This is a genomic window from Pseudoalteromonas sp. T1lg76, from assembly GCF_002964725.1.
Lineage (GTDB): Bacteria > Pseudomonadota > Gammaproteobacteria > Enterobacterales > Alteromonadaceae > Pseudoalteromonas.
Genome location: NZ_PQCE01000023.1, coordinates 21064 through 37636, shown reverse-complemented (window position 1 = coordinate 37636; position 16573 = coordinate 21064). Strand labels below are relative to the sequence as shown.

Below are 16573 nucleotides of genomic sequence, written 5' to 3'. Positions count from 1 at the left end.
TCCGAAGCGTGATGCGAGAAGAGTAATCAGCCCGCTAGGCTGAAAGCGGAAACAAGAGAGTGAACAATTTCACTTTAGCCGCTTGAAGGCGACGAGCTCTGCGAGGAGGGGGGCCGCGGGCGAAAACATGCCCAGTACATGGATGTGCTGTGCATGTTGGTTACGTTCATTTCGAGTATAGCGTTGAGGAAAGAATGCAATGTCGGGATAGGGGGGATTCCAAAGGGGTAATCGTATCATTTCCCTTTTGGGTGTCGTCGCCACCGCGACATGATCTATCAATAACCATCGCTGTCGGCGCAGAGCACCGACCTACAAAGAACGCCACAGTCTCCGGCTCAACAAATCTAACAGGTATTGCCCGTTCCCCCTGACATTTGCGCTGAGCATGTGGGGTGAGTAGCACAACTTGACCTTGGATGGTCAAGTTAAGCGAATCGAGGCAAGGATAGCCGAGTTTCGCTGCGTGCGTTAGTCACACAACACGCGCAAGCAATTAGCAAATGTTGGGGCGCCCTAGGAGTTGTTAGAGGAAATGGGCGCGCATTTCCTCTGACCCGAAGTCGGCGGCCCGACAAAATCTATCAATTACCACCATAGTCGGCGCAGAGCACCGACCTACAAAAAACGCCATAGTCGGCGGCCCGACGACCTAGAAAGGCCTAAGCCTGACCTGCATGCATCGTCGCTATGGCATCACTAATCGACTGCCACAACCTGGCCGGCAGCAACTGCTGCAGATCCTGATAGAGGGCAACCAGCTCGTCGGTATGGGCGAGGGCGTTGTCGCGCTGATGCACCAAGCCCTGCTCTTTAAGGCTGGTAATAAAGCCGGTCAGTACCTTCTTATCAAAGAATTCCGGGCTCTTAATGCCATGCAAGGTGCCCAGGCGGTTAGCGATTACGGCGCCTTCTTTTTCCAGCTCAGATGGGCTCATATCGCCGCTTTGGCTTAATAAGCCTATAACTATGGCGTAGCGCAGCAGGGTGTGGTGTACCACCTTGCCGAGCATTTCCAGCGTCGCCTGGTTGTCACCCGCTTTGATCACTTCTAGCTGCTCGCCATGCTGGCGAATAAGGCCCTGTTCGGCAAAGCTGGCGAGAATCTTGTCGATGTAGCCTTCGTTCAGCTCGGGCAGGAACCATTCCTTGGCAAACAAGGGGTAGAGGCGTTGAACCTGTGCCTTGCACTCGCTAACAGTGATGCTGTGGTGGTTAAACAGCTGCTGGGCGATGACGCTGGGCACCGCAAACAGGTGCAGCACATTGTTGCGGTAGTAGTTAAACAGGGTGCGCTCTTTTTCTTTAATGGCAATGATGTCGCCAAACGGGTCGTTGACCACATCAAACTTATTGAGCGTCAGCGCGTGTTCGAGCAGCTCGGCGCTGTTTTGCTGGGGCAGGGTTAACTTGTCGCTGAGCGGCGCATCGCGGTGCAGGCGCAGATAGAAATCCATCTGCTCCAACAGTTGTGACTTACTGAGCGCAAACTGATCATTGGTTAACAAGATGGTGGCCAGCAGGTTCACTGAGTTCAATGCCGCGGCACTGTTGATATTCAGCATGATCTCGTCGGCCAGATTGCTGACCTGTTTACCCAGCCAGGCGGGTTTTTGCACATCCGTGGGGTGAATCGCCTCGCGCCAGTTCGGCTGCTGCTCATTGAGGAACTGGTTGATATTGATGGGCGCACCAAAGTTCACGTTGCCGCGACCATAGTTCTTGAGGTTTTTAATGGCCTTGAAAATACCCAGCACGGACTCGTTCTTTTTATTGTCGCCGGCCAGTTCTTTTAAGTAGGTGTTGATCTCCATCACATGCTCATAGCCGATATACACGGGCACTATGCTGATTGGGCGGTCAATGCCGCGCAGCATGGCCTGCAGGGTCATGGCCAGCATGCCTGTTTTTGGTGGCAACAGGCGACCGGTGCGGCTACGCCCACCTTCGGTGTAGAACTTCACCGAGTAACCCTTAATAAAGAGCTGGCTCAGGTATTCCTTAAACACTGCCGAGTACAGCTTATTACCGCTGAAGGAGCGGCGAATAAAGAAGGCGCCGCTGCGGCGGAATATGGGCCCGGCGGGGAAGAAATTCAGGTTAATACCGGCGGCGATATGCGGCGGCACCAGGCCCTGGTGATAAATTACATAGGTCAGCAGCAGGTAATCCATATGGCTGCGGTGGCAGGGCACATAGATGATCTCATGACCCTTGTCGGTCAGCTCGCGCACTTGCTCGGCATAGTTCACATCGATGCCGTTATAAAGCTTGTTCCACAGCCAGGTAAGAATGCGGTCGCCAACACGCACCATGGCATCCGAGTAGTGGGCGGCGATCTCATCGAGCAGACGCAGGGCGTTTTGACGCGCTTCTTCATGGCTCAAGCCCTTCGCCTTGGCTTCATCGGCAATGGCTTTTTTAATGGCGGGTGAGGCCAGCAGAGAGTTAAACAGGGCTTCGCGCGACGGCAGTTTGGGGCTGGTGGCGGCGAGCTTTTGGCGACGGAAATGCACCCGGGCCACGCGCAGCAGTTTTTGCGGCAGCTCGTCCTTATCGCCCTTATCGTGCACCAACTGGGTTAAATCCAGGGGCTGACTAAAGCGAATAAGGTTATCGCGACCGGAAAACAAGACCACAAAAAACTTGCGGAATCGGCTTGGCGTCAGGGAATGAGAGATCAGCGTGCCTAAGCCCGGCTTTTCTTTACCCGGGTTGCGGCCCCAAAGAATGGTGACCGGAATAATCTGGATTTTTTGCTCTGGCTGTTTGGCCAGGGCATCGAAAATCGCCTTGCCCTGTTGCAGGGCGCAACTGGGACGGCTTTTATTACCAAATAAAGGTGGCGGATTCTGAATACCGATAAAGCGCGGCAGCTCGGTGTCGGCCAGATTCTGCTCCTGAGTTGGGTCGGGTAAACCCAGTTTGCGGCATACCTTAGCCAGGGCGGCGATATCAAGGCGCGAGTTTAAGCGGCCAATGTAGAAGGTCGGTACCGAGGTATCGAGCTCAAAGTCGGCGATCGGCTGCTGCGGCAGCACCTTGGATCGGACACAAATGGCATTTAAGCAGCGGGCCAGAAAGTCGACGCTGCGGTTTAAAATCTTCATTTACACTCACTCGCTTAACCACATTACCAAGGGGCAATAACAGATCAGGTAATGTCGAATACCAATTAATTAATACCTTGCACCATCCAGCGCGTTAAACGACGTCCTGGCTTGGTTAAAAATTATTTATACAGAACAACTATATACCATAATTTTAGCCTTGCTATCCCGCGTCTCTATCCGACACTATGGCCGCTTACTTTATTAATGCAATTGGTATCAGAAAACACAAAAAAGGGCGTAAATGATACCAAGTTATAACTGGACTGACCATTTCTGTAAGCCGACTTTGCGCCTGACCTGAGCTTGCGCCCTAAAGGTGTCGCCTAGCTTTATCGCTATGAGATATTGCGCGGTACACAAAATGATCAGGCCTTAAGCTTGCTGTCAGTTAAAAATCTAGATAATTACGACTAATGGTTGCGATAAACGCACCAGGCTCGGTATTTAGTCGTATCCCTGAGGCTGAATTCTGTGTTACGGCAGGCAAGAAGGATGGATACGCGGCGCTTGTCGAGCATTTCGTCCTTCTTGTCCACTGTACCCATCCCCCGCTGAAAAAACTGTTGCATTTATCACCAATCTCTCTATAATACGCAGACTTTCTTTGCCTTAGGTGTCTCACCAAGGACTTGGAAAGCTAGATATAGCTTGGATTTCAAGCATAAACAGGAGCTCCGATTTGGAGCTCAATGGTAGAAAATAAAAGGACAACCGACTTCTTAGTAGTAAGTAAGTTTCGGGTGTTTTTTTATGCTCTTTTTAAATGCTCTTTTTATTGAGGTTTTAGAATGTCAAATCAACGCATTCGCATTCGCCTAAAAGCTTTTGACCACCGTTTGATTGACCAATCAACGGCGGAAATTGTGGAAACTGCGAAACGCACAGGTGCTCAGGTACGTGGTCCAATCCCACTTCCTACACGCAAAGAACGTTTCACTGTATTGATTTCTCCGCACGTTAACAAAGACGCGCGTGATCAGTACGAGATCCGCACCCACAAACGTCTGATCGACATCGTAGAACCAACAGACAAGACTGTAGACGCTCTAATGCGCCTAGACCTTGCTGCTGGTGTTGATGTTCAAATCAGCCTGGGTTAATCGGAAGATTAGAGAGGTTTTAGGAAAATGGCATTAGGTCTAGTCGGTCGTAAAGTGGGCATGACTCGTATCTTCACTGAAGATGGCGTATCTATCCCAGTAACCGTAATCGAAGCGACTCCTAACCGTGTTACGCAGATCAAATCTGACGCAACAGACGGTTATAACGCGCTTCAAGTAACCGCAGGCGAGAAAAAAGCTAGCCGTGTAAACAAACCAGCAGCGGGTCACTTCGCTAAAGCTGGCGTTGAAGCGGGTCGTGGTCTGTGGGAATTCCGTCTTAATGGCGGTGAAGGCGACTTCGAAGTTGGTAACGAAATCACTGTTGAAGTATTCAACGAAGTGACCAAAGTTGACGTTACCGGTACTTCTAAAGGTAAAGGTTTCCAAGGTGGTGTTAAGCGCTGGAACTTCAGCATGCAAGACGCTACACACGGTAACTCTTTGTCTCACCGTGCTCCTGGTTCAATCGGTCAAAACCAATCACCTGGTAAGGTGTTTAAAGGTAAGAAAATGGCCGGTCACATGGGTGCTGAGCGTGTAACTACTCAGAACCTTGAACTAGTACGTGTTGACGCTGAGCGTAATCTGCTTCTAGTTAAAGGTGCAGTACCTGGCGCTATCGGCGGTGACGTTATCGTTAAACCAGCTGTTAAAGCATAAGCCTGGAGATTTAGTGATGGAATTAGCAATTAAAGACGCGTCAGGCGCTCTTGAAGTTTCCGAAGCTACTTTTGGACGTGAGTTTAACGAAGCATTAGTACACCAAGTAGTTGTTGCTTACGCAGCAGGTGCTCGTCAAGGTACTAAAGCTCAGAAGACACGTTCTGAAGTAAGCGGTGGCGGTAAGAAGCCATGGCGTCAAAAAGGTACTGGCCGTGCACGTGCTGGTACAATCCGTAGCCCAATCTGGCGCAGCGGTGGTGTGACTTTTGCAGCTAAGCCGCAAGATCACAGCCAAAAAGTAAACCGTAAGATGTATCGCGGTGCGATCAAGAGCATCTTATCTGAGCTTGTTCGTCAAGAGCGTTTAGTTGTAGTTGAGAACTTCGGTATCGAAGCTCCTAAGACTAAAGCCCTTGTAGCTAAGCTTAAAGAGCTTGAGCTTAAAGACGTACTAATCGTGACTGAAGAAGTAGAAGAGAATCTATTCCTTGCAGCACGTAACCTATACAAGGTTGACGTACGTGACGTAGCTGGCATCGACCCAGTAAGCCTAATCGCTTTCGATAAGGTTGTTATGACTAAGGGTGCTGTAAAGCAACTTGAGGAGGCGCTAGCATGATCCGTGAAGAACGTCTTTTAAAAGTAATCCTTGCTCCACATATCTCTGAGAAGAGCACTGTATCTGCTGAAGATAACAACACGATTGTTTTCAAAGTACTTAAAGATGCAACTAAAGCTGACGTTAAAGCAGCTGTAGAAAAGCTTTTCGAAGTAGAAGTAACTGGTGTTCGCACACTTAATGTTAAGGGTAAAACAAAGCGTACTGGTATGCGTTTCGGTCGTCGTAGCGACTGGAAGAAAGCCTACGTTACTCTTAAAGAAGGTAGCGAGCTAGACTTTGTCGGCGGCGCCGAGTAATAAGGGGAGTTAGAATTATGGCACTTCAAAAGTGTAAACCAACTTCTGCGGGTCGTCGTCACGTCGTTAAAGTGGTTAACCCTGATCTACACAAGGGTAAGCCATACGCTCCGCTTCTAGAGAAGAACTCTAAGACCGGTGGTCGTAACAACAAAGGTCGTATCACGGTTCGTCATATCGGTGGTGGTCACAAGCATCATTACCGTGTAATTGACTTTAAACGCACTAAAGATGGCATTCCAGCTAAAGTAGAGCGTCTAGAGTATGATCCAAACCGTAGCGCGAACATCGCCTTGGTTTGTTATGCCGACGGTGAGCGTCGTTACATCATCGCTCCTAAGGGTCTTAAAGCAGGTGATCAAATCCAGTCTGGTGTTGATGCACCAATCAAAGCTGGTAACACCTTACCTATGCGCAACATGCCTGTAGGTTCGACTGTACACAACGTAGAGCTTAAGCCTGGCAAAGGTGCACAGATTGCACGTTCTGCAGGCGCTTACGTACAAATCCTAGCACGTGAAGGTCAATACGTGACTCTACGTCTTCGTTCAGGCGAAGTTCGTAAAGTACTAGCTGACTGTCGCGCAACTCTAGGTGAAGTAGGTAATGCTGAGCACATGCTACGTTCACTTGGTAAAGCCGGTGCAAACCGCTGGCGTGGTATCCGTCCGACCGTTCGTGGTGTTGCCATGAACCCGGTAGATCACCCGCACGGTGGTGGTGAAGGTCGTACTTCTGGTGGTCGTCACCCTGTATCTCCATGGGGCGTACCTACCAAAGGTTACAAGACTCGTAAGAACAAGCGTACTGATAAGTTTATCGTACGTCGTCGTACTAAATAATAGTTGAGGAATAGCCATGCCACGTTCTCTCAAGAAAGGTCCATTTATTGACCTGCACTTGCTGAAGAAGGTAGAGAAAGCGTTGGAAAGCGGTGACAAGAAGCCAATTAAAACTTGGAGCCGTCGTTCAATGATCATACCTAACATGATCGGATTGACCATCGCTGTCCATAATGGTCGTCAGCACGTTCCTGTGTTTGTCACAGACGAAATGATCGGTCACAAACTGGGTGAATTCGCACCTACACGTACTTATCGCGGCCACGCTGCTGATAAGAAAGCTAAGAAACGTTAATCGGAGGTTATGATGGAAGCATTAGCTAAACACAAATTCGCCTCTGGTTCGGCGCAAAAAGCACGTCTAGTTGCAGACCAAATCCGTGGACTACCGGTAGATCGCGCCCTAGAAATCCTGGCGTACAGCCCTAAGAAAGCGGCTGCATTAGTTAAGAAAGTACTTGAGTCTGCTATCGCGAACGCGGAGCACAACGAAGGTGCTGACATTGATGAGCTTGTAGTAGCGAAAGTATTTGTAGACGAAGGTCCTACAATGAAACGCATCATGCCTCGTGCTAAAGGACGCGCTGACCGCATCCTTAAGCGTACAAGCCACATCACTGTTGTGGTTTCGGATAACTAGGAGATATAAGTAATGGGACAAAAAGTTCATCCTACTGGTATTCGCCTAGGTATCTCTAAACCATGGGTTTCTACCTGGTACGCGAATACAAAAGATTACTCTGAGCAGCTTTTTGGCGATCACAAAGTACGTTCTTACCTTACTAAGGAACTTAAGAACGCTTCTGTGGCTAAAATCGTTATCGAGCGCCCAGCTAAATCTATCCGTGTAACAATTCACACAGCTCGTCCTGGTGTTGTTATCGGTAAGAAAGGCGAAGACGTTGAAAAGCTACGTCAAGCTGTAACTAAAATCGCTGGTGTACCGGCTCAGATCAATATTTCTGAAGTTCGTAAGCCAGAGCTTGATGCACAACTAGTAGCTGACGGTATTGCGTCACAGCTAGAGCGTCGTGTTATGTTCCGTCGCGCTATGAAGCGTTCGGTACAAAACGCAATGCGCTTAGGTGCAAAGGGTATCAAAGTTGAAGTAAGCGGTCGTCTAGGCGGCGCAGAAATCGCACGTTCTGAGTGGTACCGTGAAGGTCGTGTACCTCTACACACTCTTCGTGCTGATATCGATTACGCAACTTCTGAAGCTGCAACCACTTACGGCATTATCGGTGTTAAAGTATGGATCTTCAAAGGCGAAGTTATTGGTGGTCTTCCACTAGTACAAGAGCAAGAGAAGCCTGCTAAACGTGGCCCGAAGAAAGCCAAGAAAAGTGCTAAGTAGGAGTAGCGAATAATGTTACAGCCAAAACGTACAAAATTCCGTAAGATGCACAAAGGCCGCAACCGTGGTCTTGCGCAAAACGGTAACAAAGTAAGCTTCGGTACTTTCGGTCTTAAGGCTACTGGTCGTGGCCGTATGACTGCTCGTCAAATCGAAGCAGCTCGTCGTGCTATGACACGTCACATCAAGCGTCAAGGTAAAATCTGGATCCGTGTGTTCCCAGACAAGCCAATCACAAACAAACCGCTTGAAGTTCGTATGGGTAAAGGTAAAGGTTCTGTTGAATACTGGGTTGCTGAAATTCAGCCTGGTAAAGTACTTTACGAAATGGAAGGTGTTTCAGAAGAGCTTGCTCGTGAAGCATTCAACCTAGCGTCTCGTAAATTACCATTCAAAACCACTTTTGTAACTCGGACGGTGATGTAATGAAAGCTAGCGAACTTAAAGACAAAAGCGTAGAAGAGCTTAACGCTGAACTTATTGAACTTCTTCGTGAGCAGTTTAACCTGCGCATGCAAGCAAGCACTGGTCAGCTAGCTCAATCTCATTTGCTACGTAAAGTACGTCGCGATATCGCGCGTGTTAAAACGGTTATTAACCAGAAGGCAGGTGCATAATGAGCGATAAGATCCGTACTCTACAAGGCCGTGTAATCAGCGACAAGATGGACAAGTCTTTCACTGTTGCTGTAGCCCGTTACGTGAAGCACCCTATCTATGGGAAATTCATCAAACGTACTACTAAGTTGCACGTACATGATGAGAACAACACTGCCATGACTGGCGACACAGTTACTATCCGTGAGTGTGCGCCTATCTCTAAGACTAAGTCTTGGACTTTGGTAGATGTTATCGAGCGTCCGAAGAAAGCTTAATTTTTAATTAAGTCTATTTGGACCTAAAAAGCCCCGGCATCTGCCGGGGCTTTTTGTCATCTGCACTTCATAAACTTGCTCTAGGATGCGCCCTCTATGGATGCAATGTGAGTAAGTCATGCCTGAGAACAAAGAGCCGATTTTGATCATTGGCAATGCGCCTATCACCGCAGACATCCGTACCCAGGTGGAGTCCTATACCCGGGTGGTGCGTTTTAACTTTTGTGCCGGTATGCCCAAGCATCTTGGCCGCAAATGCACCGATCTCTGGATCAGTGGCCGTGGTCGCCAAGCCCATAAACTAGTGCATTCACATTTGGATATAGATGCCCAGCAACTGCTTAGCCTAGTGATCACAGACCCACCCCCTAACCCAGTTACACAGACGTGCTTCGGTCTCCTTGGTCGCCAAGGCAGCTTGGATCATGGTGAAGCGCTGATGGCTAAGTTTGCTGCAGCACAATCTAGAATAAGAATAACGGCGGCGGCAAGACAACAGCTCTTAGCCGAGTTGTTACGTTTAGGGCAACCCCAGTGCAAACCCAAATGGCCAAGCTCAGGCACTCAGGCCATTGCCCATTTCGTCGCAACCGGGGCGCCGGTGCATATCACAGGCTTTGGCTTTCAAGGCTGGAAGCGCCACCCCTGGCAATTGGAGCAACGCTATGTGGCCAAGCTGCAAGAGCAGGGTAAGCTGAGCTATTTGTGTTAATGGAATAAAAAAGCCGTGCTAGGCACGGCTTAATCTGACTTAGGAGCGCAGCATTTGCCTCAGCACATACTGCAAAATGCCGCCGTGCTTGTAATACTCCCATTCTTTCGGGGTATCGATACGCACATCGACCCTAAACTTGGTTTGCTGTCCGTCCTCGTTGGTAGCGACAATTTCCAGCTCCTTGGCTTTATCGCACAGGCCATTAATATCAAAGGTTTCCTTGCCGGTTAACCCGAGCTCTTCATGGCCTTCACCCGCTTTAAACTGCAGGGGCAGTACCCCCATGCCAATAAGGTTTGAGCGGTGGATACGCTCATAGCTTTTGGCGATCACCGCTTTGATACCAAGCAATAGCGAGCCCTTGGCCGCCCAGTCCCGCGAAGAGCCAGTGCCATATTCGGCCCCGGCCAACACCACCAAAGGTGTATCATTTTTTTGGTAATGTATGGCCGCATCATAAATACTGGTAAGCTTATCTTCTGGCTGGGTTCTGGTAATGCCTCCCTCGGTACCGGGGGCGAGCTGGTTACGTAGGCGCACATTAGCGAAGGTACCGCGCATCATCACCTCGTGGTTACCGCGGCGCGAGCCATAGGAGTTAAAGTCTCCTTGTGATACACCATGTTCAAGCAGATACTCTCCCGCAGGAGCATCGGCCTTAATCGCTCCGGCCGGGGAGATATGATCTGTGGTGACAGAGTCGCCCAGTTTCGCCAAACAACGGGCCCCGGCTATGCTGGGTAGACCCGGTGGCTCCTTGCTCATGCCATCAAAGAAGGGCGCCTTGCGAATATAGGTGGATGCCTCATCCCATTGATAGCGCTTAGCCTCGGGCACAGCGATAGTGCGCCAGCGCTCATCGCCCTTGTAAACATCGGCGTAGCTTTTCGCAAACATCTCCTTGGTGACCGTAGACTTCACCAGCTCCGCCACCTCGCTCACCGAGGGCCAGAGATCTTTAAGGTAAACATCGCGGCCTTGCTCGTCTTGCGTCAGTGGCTCGTTATACACATCGATATCGGTGCGCCCGGCAATGGCATAGGCGACCACCAGAGGCGGCGAGGCGAGGAAGTTCATCTTCACATCCTGATGAATGCGCCCTTCAAAGTTGCGGTTGCCGGAGAGAATCGAGCTGACGATCAATTTATGATCAATGATGGCCTGGTGAATTTCATCGGCGAGTGGCCCGGAATTACCAATACAGGTGGTGCAGCCATAGCCGACCAGGTTAAAGCCCAATGCTTCTAAGTCATCCATAAGCCCGGCTTTTTTTAAGTAGTCGGTGACCACTTGTGAGCCCGGCGCCAGGGAGGTTTTTACCCAGGGCTTCACATTCAGTCCCAGCTCCTTGGCTTTTTTAGCAACCAGTCCGGCGGCGAGGATCACACTGGGGTTCGAGGTATTGGTGCAACTGGTGATGGCGGCGATGACACAGGCGCCGTCGCTAAGCTCAAACTCCTCACCGTTAAACTTAACCTTGGCAATGCCGCAGGTATTTGCTGCGGTTTTGGATTGTCTTGGCTGCCCACCCTCGGAAACAATGCGGGCTTCATCTTCCATCCCCAGTGCAGTTTTCTCGGCTCGCTCATCTTCAAAGTGACGTAAATGTGCGCTAATGATCTTGCCGGCTTCATCAAGCGGGATACGATCCTGCGGTCGTTTTGGTCCCGCCAGGCTCGGTACCACTGTACCTAAATCCAGTTCTACGGTGTCGCTGTAAAGGAATTCGTCGCCGGCCTCACGCCACATTCCCTGATGCTTGGCATACGCCTCAATTAGGGCTATTTGCTCGTCACTGCGATTGGTGAGTTTAAGATACTCAATGGTTTCCTGGTCGATGGGGAAGATGCCGCAGGTGGCACCATACTCCGGCGCCATATTGGCTATGGTTGCTCTGTCAGCCAACGGCAAGTCGGCCAGGCCATCACCATAGAATTCCACAAACTTGCCGACCACGCCTTTTTCGCGCAGCATTTGTGTCACGGTTAATACCAGATCCGTGGCTGTGGTGCCTTCGGGCAGTGCGCCCTTGAGTTTAAAGCCGACTACCTGGGGGATCAGTAAGCTGATGGGTTGGCCGAGCATGGCGGCCTCGGCCTCAATGCCGCCCACACCCCAGCCGAGAATGCCCAGGCCATTGATCATTGTGGTGTGCGAGTCGGTGCCGACCAGGCTGTCCGGGTAGGCGAAGGTGTGTCCCTGCTCCTCATTTTCAAACACCACCCGGGCCAGGTACTCCAGGTTTACCTGATGCACTATACCGGTGGCCGGAGGCACTACGGTGAGGTTATCAAAGGCCGTTTGCCCCCAGCGTAAAAATTCGTAGCGTTCCTTATTGCGCTGGTATTCCAGTTTGGCATTGATATCGAAGGCGCCGTTGTTGCCATAGCTGTCGACCTGCACCGAGTGATCGATCACCAGCTCCGCCGGTGACAGGGGATTGATCTTGCTGGGGTCGCCACCGAGTTGCTCCATGGCATCACGCATCGCGGCTAAATCTACAATAGCGGGCACCCCGGTGAAGTCCTGCATCACCACCCGTGCCGGCGTAAAGGCCACCTCTTTACTCGGTTCGGCTTGTGGTTGCCAATCAAGTAAGGCCTGAATATCGTCTTTGTGGATGTTCTCGCCATCTTCGTGGCGCAGCAGGTTTTCCAGTAAAATCTTTAACGAGAATGGCAGGCGCTTGGCTTTATCGCCTAAGCTTGCTAACGAGTGAATATGATATTGCTTGGCGTTGACGGTAAGCTGTGCAAGCGTGTTAAAGCTGTTCTTCATTCAATACCCCTTTTGCTCTTGGCGCATGACACAATCGCACAGTGCGATTATTTGATGCGTAAAGTTCCTTGCGGCTGAATTTTAGCCACATTTAAGAGCTTGGGGATATTTGCGTGTTTTTCAACCTGTCAGGGCAGGAAACTTTGTAACTCGCCCTGCGAACTTACCCGAATGAAATGGGCTTACGGCCGGTGTTTTCGTCGCGGTTAGAGGTTTTCTTCTTGGCTTTTTTGGCTGCAGCGGGTTTCGCTGCTTGCTTCGCGGGTGCCGCTTGCTTTGCCTTGGGAGCTTTTGGCGCAGGGGCTTTGTGTTGCTCGCGCTGCACCATATTTTCCGCAGCGCTCATTAAAAAGATGTCGCCGTCGAAGTGCACCGTATCACCGGCATAGATTTTTTTTCGCTTTTGCGTGCACAACTCGCCGTTAACGCCCACATAACCGTCGGCAATCAATAACTTGGCATGGCCACCGCCCTCTGCGAGGTCGAGCACCTTAAGTAGCTTACAAAGCTCTATGGGTTCTTCTTCAAGTTCAACTTCAATAATATCGTCGTGCATGCTGTTGGGGCGCTTGTTGCCTAGTTGGTGGCCATTATACCCCAAGCCTGGCGGCAAGCATCGCAAAAAGACAAAACTTTTGTCGCCGCCCGTAGTCCAATTCATAAATTTGTCATACAAAAGCCTACAATAGGGGCCTGGTCGTGATGAGCGGCCAGCCAAGATCTATAGGAGAATAAGATGGGTGCAAGACAAGCGGTTTTTGAGGAATTTTTAGGCCATAAATATGCACATCATTGCAGTGCCGAGCAGGTGCGCACGGCCATTACCGATGCTATTAAGCTCTCAGGTGCGCATGGCGAGCAATACTTTGCACTGCTATCGCGCTTTAACGATAACCATAACCGTATTCTCTATCAGGGTCGCAGCGCCGAGCCCTTCTTGGAGTTTTGCCAGCATAAGCTGTTTAAAGAAATCACCTATGACAAGACCAGCGTCCGAGCCTGGGCCCAAGGTCGTGGCCTTGAACTGAGCCTGTGAAGGTTATTCAGAAAACGAAAAAAGCAGCCTAGGCTGCTTTTTTTAACTTTCAATTCGACGTAGCGGGCTGCTTAGGATTGCAGGGCACTGACAATAAAGAAAGGATTGAGATAGCTTTCTTTTTGATTGTATTTAAGAGGCGCTCCGTCAACCGTAGTCACAGTGGCACCGGCGATGACGGCCACCGCATGTCCGGCACCTGTATCCCACTCTGACGTCGGTCCTAAACGCGGGTAAATATCGGCGGCGCCTTCGGCTACCAAGCACAGCTTCAGCGAGCTGCCTTTGGGTACCATATCCACTTCGTCAAACTGCTTTAGGAAGTTGGCCAGTTGCTCGGACGGGTGCGAGCGACTGCCGACCACGCGGATCACGCCCTTATTTTCCTTCTTAGTCACCTTCAGCTCGATGCGCGCTTCGCCAACCTGCTTAAAGGCACCTATATCCTGGGTGGCCAGATAGGTGACCCCGATCGCCGGGGCATCGACCACGCCCAGTACTGGCTCGCCGTTTTCAATCAGGGCGATATTAATGGTGAATTCGCCGTTTTTCTTAATAAATTCCTTGGTGCCGTCAATGGGGTCGACCAGCCAGTAACGTTGCCATTGCTGTCGCTCCTGCCAGCTAATGGCGGCGCTCTCTTCACTCAGCACTGGCAGCTTAGGCGTGATTTTCTCCAGCCCAGCAAGGATCACCTTGTGAGCGGCCAAGTCGGCATCGGTGACCGGGCTTTTATCGTCTTTATACTCGACGTTAAAGTCCTTGTTATAGATGCGCATGGCCGCTTGTCCGGCGTCTTGCGCCAGTTGCACAACCTGTTCTAGCAGTTCTGGAGAAGTCATTGGCTATCCTATTATATTTTTGCCGCGCAAATAGGCGATAAGTTGCGCCACGCAGCCGTCTATATCCTGTGTTGAAGTATCCAGGGTGAGCTCAGGGTTACGCGGCACCTCATAGTCAGAGTCAATGCCGGTAAAATGAGCGATTTCACCTGCCCGCGCTTTCTTATACAAGCCCTTCGGGTCGCGCTGTTCGCAGGTGGTCAAAGGTGTATCTAAATACACTTCGATAAACTCGGCTTCACCCACCAGATTACGTACCATATCTCTTTCTTCCTGAAATGGGGAAATAAACGCGGTGAGTACAATTAATCCGGCATCGACCATAAGCTTAGCGGTTTCACCGACGCGGCGAATATTTTCTTTGCGATCGGCGTCGCTAAAGCCAAGATCGCCGCACAGGCCGTGGCGGACATTATCGCCATCAAGCAAATAGGTGTGCTGGCCCAACTCATGCAACTTGGCTTCCAAGGCGCCGGCTATGGTGCTTTTGCCCGAGCCGGAAAAGCCGGTAAACCACAGAATGCAGCTTTTATGGCCATTTTGCTGTTGTCTTTTTTGCTTATCGACACCGTGTTGGTGCCACACTATGTTTTCATCCATTCTCAGGTCTCGATCTTAAAACTCAAATACATAACCAATCAGTGACAGTACCACGGCGGCATAGGCCAAAGACATTATCACACCTAGGCGGGCAAAGTCGGCAAAGCGATACTGGCCGGCGTTCATCACTATCATATTGGTTTGGTAGCTATATGGGCTGATAAAGGCGGCGCTGGCGCCATAGGCCACCGTCATGGCGAAAGGCATCAGGCTTACCTCTAAGGAGCTGGCCAGGCCATAGGCGAGCGGGAACATCAGCGCCGCAGCGGCATTATTGGTGATCAGCTCGGTCAGTAGCACGGTCAGCACATACACCAGTACCAGGGCCATAAAGGGGGTGAGCCCCTGATGCTCTCCCAGCCAGTGCTGCAAAGCCAGCTCGGCACCTGAGCCGCTAAAGGCATTGGCCAGGCCCAGGGCTGAGGCGATAATGATCACCAGCTCAAAGGGAAAACGACGTTTTAATTCCTGGCCGTCGAGCACCTTGGTGGCCAACAGCAGGGCGACAAACACCAATAAGCCCTGTACCAGGGGCACTAAGGCGGTGGCGGCCAGGGCAATGACTGCGGCAAAGCCACCGAGCAGGGCGAATTCGCTAACGCGATTATAGGCCTTGGCGACACTGTGCTCGCTGACAAAGTAAAAGTTCTTATCCAGGTTGTTGCGGTTTTGAAAGTCGCGGCCCACCGCCAGCATCAGCCGGTCGCCGGGACGTATGGCAACCTCGCCCAGCTTGCCAGAGAGGCGTCCACGGTTGCGGTGGATCGCTACCACGGCGGCATCGAATTTGGCGCGAAAACCCACGTCCTTTAAGGTCTGGCCCACCAGGGTCGAGGTATGGGTGACTATGACTTCTTGCAGGTTTGAGCTCAGTAAACCATTGCTGTCGGCGAACAGGGTGATCCCGGGAATGCGCTGCAGGGCGGTCACGCTCTGCACATTGCCGGTAAAAATCAGTTTGTCGCCGGCGCGTACCTTGTTTTGTGGGCGAACCGGGCTGATCAAACGCTTTTCTCGGACTATTTCCACCAAGAAGAGGTCGTCCAAATCGCGCAGACCATTTTTTTCTATGCTTTTGCCAATCAGGGGGGAGTCTGGATTGACCTTGGCTTCAAGCAGGTACTCCTTGTGTTCGCCTTCAACCCTGGGGTAGTCGGGCAGCAGCTTATGGCAAAAGATCAGCAAGAGGACGCCCACCAGAGTGACGGCCAGACCTATGGGTAAAAAGCTAAACATGGCCAGGCTCAGGCCATCATATTGTTGGGTAAAACTATTGACGATGAGATTGGTGGAAGTACCAACGAGCGTAGTCGTGCCGCCCAAAATGGCCGCATACGACAGTGGGATCAACAACTTAGAAGGTGCATGATGCTTATTGCGGGTCAGTGGCCCAACTAAAGAGGCGACCACGGCGGTATTATTTAAAAACGCCGATGCCGCTGCCGTCAGCGTACTTACCTTGATAATGCTTAATTTCAAGGAAGGGTCGACGATGCGCTTGGCCAAAATCTGCAACAAGGAGGTACGCTCCAGGGCGATGGAGACCAGCATCAACAACACCAGGCTCACCAGCCCGGTGTTGGTAAAGTTGCCCAGCAGGGTTGGGGTATCCACATACCCTAGGGTATAGCAGCCGAGTAATGCGCTGAAAAACAGGGTCGCCGGGCGCACATGGGTCAAAACCAAGGCGGCAAATAAGGCGGCTATTATCAGCACATAAAAAACGGCATCCATG

The 16573-nt window shown here is 50.9% G+C and carries 19 protein-coding genes; 13 read left to right on the top strand and 6 right to left on the bottom strand.

Annotated elements, in window-relative coordinates; translation table 11 throughout:
- Positions 1 to 662: 662 nt before the first annotated feature.
- Positions 663 to 3110 (bottom strand): glycerol-3-phosphate 1-O-acyltransferase PlsB, encoded by a 2448-nt coding sequence (gene plsB, locus C2M35_RS09180; RefSeq protein WP_105265158.1) that lies wholly within the window; start codon positions 3108 to 3110, stop codon positions 663 to 665.
- A 791-nt stretch (positions 3111 to 3901) separates the two neighbouring features.
- Between plsB and rpsJ the strand changes: the two genes are divergently transcribed.
- The 12 genes from rpsJ to C2M35_RS09120 all read left to right on the top strand — a co-directional run bounded on the left by rpsJ (position 3902) and on the right by C2M35_RS09120 (position 9579).
- The gene (rpsJ, locus tag C2M35_RS09175) at positions 3902 to 4213 is read left to right on the top strand and encodes a 30S ribosomal protein S10 (protein WP_010376390.1); all 312 of its coding nucleotides are present in this window, start codon (positions 3902 to 3904) and stop codon (positions 4211 to 4213) included.
- A gap of 27 nt (positions 4214 to 4240) precedes the next feature.
- Positions 4241 to 4876 (top strand): 50S ribosomal protein L3, encoded by a 636-nt coding sequence (rplC, locus tag C2M35_RS09170; RefSeq protein WP_105215016.1) that lies wholly within the window; start codon positions 4241 to 4243, stop codon positions 4874 to 4876.
- A 16-nt stretch (positions 4877 to 4892) separates the two neighbouring features.
- Entirely contained in the window at positions 4893 to 5498 is a 606-nt protein-coding gene (rplD, locus tag C2M35_RS09165) for a 50S ribosomal protein L4 (protein ID WP_105189381.1), read from the top strand.
- Positions 5495 to 5797, top strand: a complete 303-nt coding sequence (gene rplW, locus C2M35_RS09160; protein ID WP_105199951.1) for a 50S ribosomal protein L23 — start codon at positions 5495 to 5497, stop codon at positions 5795 to 5797. The genes rplD and rplW overlap by 4 nt, the downstream gene beginning before the upstream one ends.
- A 17-nt stretch (positions 5798 to 5814) precedes the next feature.
- The gene (gene rplB, locus C2M35_RS09155) at positions 5815 to 6639 is read left to right on the top strand and encodes a 50S ribosomal protein L2 (protein WP_105189379.1); all 825 of its coding nucleotides are present in this window, start codon (positions 5815 to 5817) and stop codon (positions 6637 to 6639) included.
- A 16-nt stretch (positions 6640 to 6655) separates the two neighbouring features.
- The gene (gene rpsS, locus C2M35_RS09150) at positions 6656 to 6934 is read left to right on the top strand and encodes a 30S ribosomal protein S19 (protein WP_010367084.1); all 279 of its coding nucleotides are present in this window, start codon (positions 6656 to 6658) and stop codon (positions 6932 to 6934) included.
- 12 nt (positions 6935 to 6946) lie between these two features.
- Positions 6947 to 7279, top strand: coding sequence for a 50S ribosomal protein L22 (rplV, locus tag C2M35_RS09145; RefSeq protein WP_105189398.1), 333 nt, complete (start codon positions 6947 to 6949; stop codon positions 7277 to 7279).
- Positions 7280 to 7291: 12 nt separating this feature from the next.
- Positions 7292 to 7993: a 30S ribosomal protein S3 gene (gene rpsC / locus C2M35_RS09140; protein ID WP_105199950.1), complete on the top strand. Its 702-nt coding sequence runs from the start codon at positions 7292 to 7294 to the stop codon at positions 7991 to 7993.
- 12 nt (positions 7994 to 8005) lie between these two features.
- Complete coding sequence (gene rplP / locus C2M35_RS09135) at positions 8006 to 8419, top strand: 50S ribosomal protein L16 (RefSeq protein WP_105199949.1); 414 nt, start codon at positions 8006 to 8008, stop codon at positions 8417 to 8419.
- Entirely contained in the window at positions 8419 to 8610 is a 192-nt protein-coding gene (gene rpmC / locus C2M35_RS09130; protein WP_105189377.1) for a 50S ribosomal protein L29, read from the top strand. Before rplP ends, rpmC begins: the two co-directional genes overlap by 1 nt.
- A complete protein-coding gene (gene rpsQ, locus C2M35_RS09125; protein ID WP_105199948.1) occupies positions 8610 to 8867 on the top strand; it encodes a 30S ribosomal protein S17 in 258 nt (85 codons plus the stop codon). Before rpmC ends, rpsQ begins: the two co-directional genes overlap by 1 nt.
- Before the next feature lie 118 nt (positions 8868 to 8985).
- Positions 8986 to 9579, top strand: coding sequence for a hypothetical protein (locus tag C2M35_RS09120; protein WP_105265157.1), 594 nt, complete (start codon positions 8986 to 8988; stop codon positions 9577 to 9579).
- Between the two features lie 39 nt (positions 9580 to 9618).
- Here the strand turns inward: C2M35_RS09120 and acnA are convergent, their stop codons facing one another.
- Together acnA and C2M35_RS09110 are read right to left on the bottom strand one after the other, a co-directional pair.
- A complete protein-coding gene (acnA, locus tag C2M35_RS09115; protein ID WP_105265156.1) occupies positions 9619 to 12360 on the bottom strand; it encodes an aconitate hydratase AcnA in 2742 nt (913 codons plus the stop codon).
- A 163-nt stretch (positions 12361 to 12523) separates the two neighbouring features.
- The gene (locus C2M35_RS09110; protein ID WP_105265169.1) at positions 12524 to 12916 is read right to left on the bottom strand and encodes an RNA-binding S4 domain-containing protein; all 393 of its coding nucleotides are present in this window, start codon (positions 12914 to 12916) and stop codon (positions 12524 to 12526) included.
- Between the two features lie 180 nt (positions 12917 to 13096).
- Here C2M35_RS09110 and C2M35_RS09105 point away from each other — a divergent pair, with 180 nt between their 5' ends.
- Complete coding sequence (locus tag C2M35_RS09105) at positions 13097 to 13396, top strand: hypothetical protein (RefSeq protein WP_105199945.1); 300 nt, start codon at positions 13097 to 13099, stop codon at positions 13394 to 13396.
- Positions 13397 to 13467: 71 nt separating this feature from the next.
- On the opposite strand, the gene cysQ is transcribed toward C2M35_RS09105, so the two are convergent.
- The 3 genes from cysQ to C2M35_RS09090 are packed head-to-tail and all read right to left on the bottom strand — an operon-like array spanning position 13468 to position 16572.
- A complete protein-coding gene (cysQ, locus tag C2M35_RS09100; RefSeq protein WP_105265155.1) occupies positions 13468 to 14238 on the bottom strand; it encodes a 3'(2'),5'-bisphosphate nucleotidase CysQ in 771 nt (256 codons plus the stop codon).
- A gap of 3 nt (positions 14239 to 14241) precedes the next feature.
- A complete protein-coding gene (gene cysC / locus C2M35_RS09095) occupies positions 14242 to 14838 on the bottom strand; it encodes an adenylyl-sulfate kinase (RefSeq protein WP_105265154.1) in 597 nt (198 codons plus the stop codon).
- 15 nt (positions 14839 to 14853) lie between these two features.
- Entirely contained in the window at positions 14854 to 16572 is a 1719-nt protein-coding gene (locus tag C2M35_RS09090; RefSeq protein WP_105265153.1) for an SLC13 family permease, read from the bottom strand.
- Between the last annotated feature and the right edge of the window lies 1 nt (position 16573).

Bases quoted from the DNA above. Each gene is read 5' to 3' on its own strand.
- plsB (WP_105265158.1), bottom strand. From the start codon at position 3,110: ATGAAGATTTTAAACCGCAGCGTCGACTTTCTGGCCCGCTGCTTAAAT.
- rpsQ (WP_105199948.1), top strand. From the start codon at position 8,610: ATGAGCGATAAGATCCGTACTCTACAAGGCCGTGTAATCAGCGACAAG.
- cysC (WP_105265154.1), bottom strand. From the start codon at position 14,838: ATGGATGAAAACATAGTGTGGCACCAACACGGTGTCGATAAGCAAAAA.
- rplV (WP_105189398.1), top strand. From the start codon at position 6,947: ATGGAAGCATTAGCTAAACACAAATTCGCCTCTGGTTCGGCGCAAAAA.
- cysQ (WP_105265155.1), bottom strand. From the start codon at position 14,238: ATGACTTCTCCAGAACTGCTAGAACAGGTTGTGCAACTGGCGCAAGAC.
- rpsS (WP_010367084.1), top strand. From the start codon at position 6,656: ATGCCACGTTCTCTCAAGAAAGGTCCATTTATTGACCTGCACTTGCTG.
- C2M35_RS09090 (WP_105265153.1), bottom strand. From the start codon at position 16,572: ATGGATGCCGTTTTTTATGTGCTGATAATAGCCGCCTTATTTGCCGCC.
- rplB (WP_105189379.1), top strand. From the start codon at position 5,815: ATGGCACTTCAAAAGTGTAAACCAACTTCTGCGGGTCGTCGTCACGTC.
- rplP (WP_105199949.1), top strand. From the start codon at position 8,006: ATGTTACAGCCAAAACGTACAAAATTCCGTAAGATGCACAAAGGCCGC.
- rplW (WP_105199951.1), top strand. From the start codon at position 5,495: ATGATCCGTGAAGAACGTCTTTTAAAAGTAATCCTTGCTCCACATATC.
- C2M35_RS09110 (WP_105265169.1), bottom strand. From the start codon at position 12,916: ATGCACGACGATATTATTGAAGTTGAACTTGAAGAAGAACCCATAGAG.
- rpmC (WP_105189377.1), top strand. From the start codon at position 8,419: ATGAAAGCTAGCGAACTTAAAGACAAAAGCGTAGAAGAGCTTAACGCT.
- acnA (WP_105265156.1), bottom strand. From the start codon at position 12,360: ATGAAGAACAGCTTTAACACGCTTGCACAGCTTACCGTCAACGCCAAG.
- rplD (WP_105189381.1), top strand. From the start codon at position 4,893: ATGGAATTAGCAATTAAAGACGCGTCAGGCGCTCTTGAAGTTTCCGAA.
- rpsC (WP_105199950.1), top strand. From the start codon at position 7,292: ATGGGACAAAAAGTTCATCCTACTGGTATTCGCCTAGGTATCTCTAAA.
- rplC (WP_105215016.1), top strand. From the start codon at position 4,241: ATGGCATTAGGTCTAGTCGGTCGTAAAGTGGGCATGACTCGTATCTTC.
- C2M35_RS09105 (WP_105199945.1), top strand. From the start codon at position 13,097: ATGGGTGCAAGACAAGCGGTTTTTGAGGAATTTTTAGGCCATAAATAT.
- rpsJ (WP_010376390.1), top strand. From the start codon at position 3,902: ATGTCAAATCAACGCATTCGCATTCGCCTAAAAGCTTTTGACCACCGT.
- C2M35_RS09120 (WP_105265157.1), top strand. From the start codon at position 8,986: ATGCCTGAGAACAAAGAGCCGATTTTGATCATTGGCAATGCGCCTATC.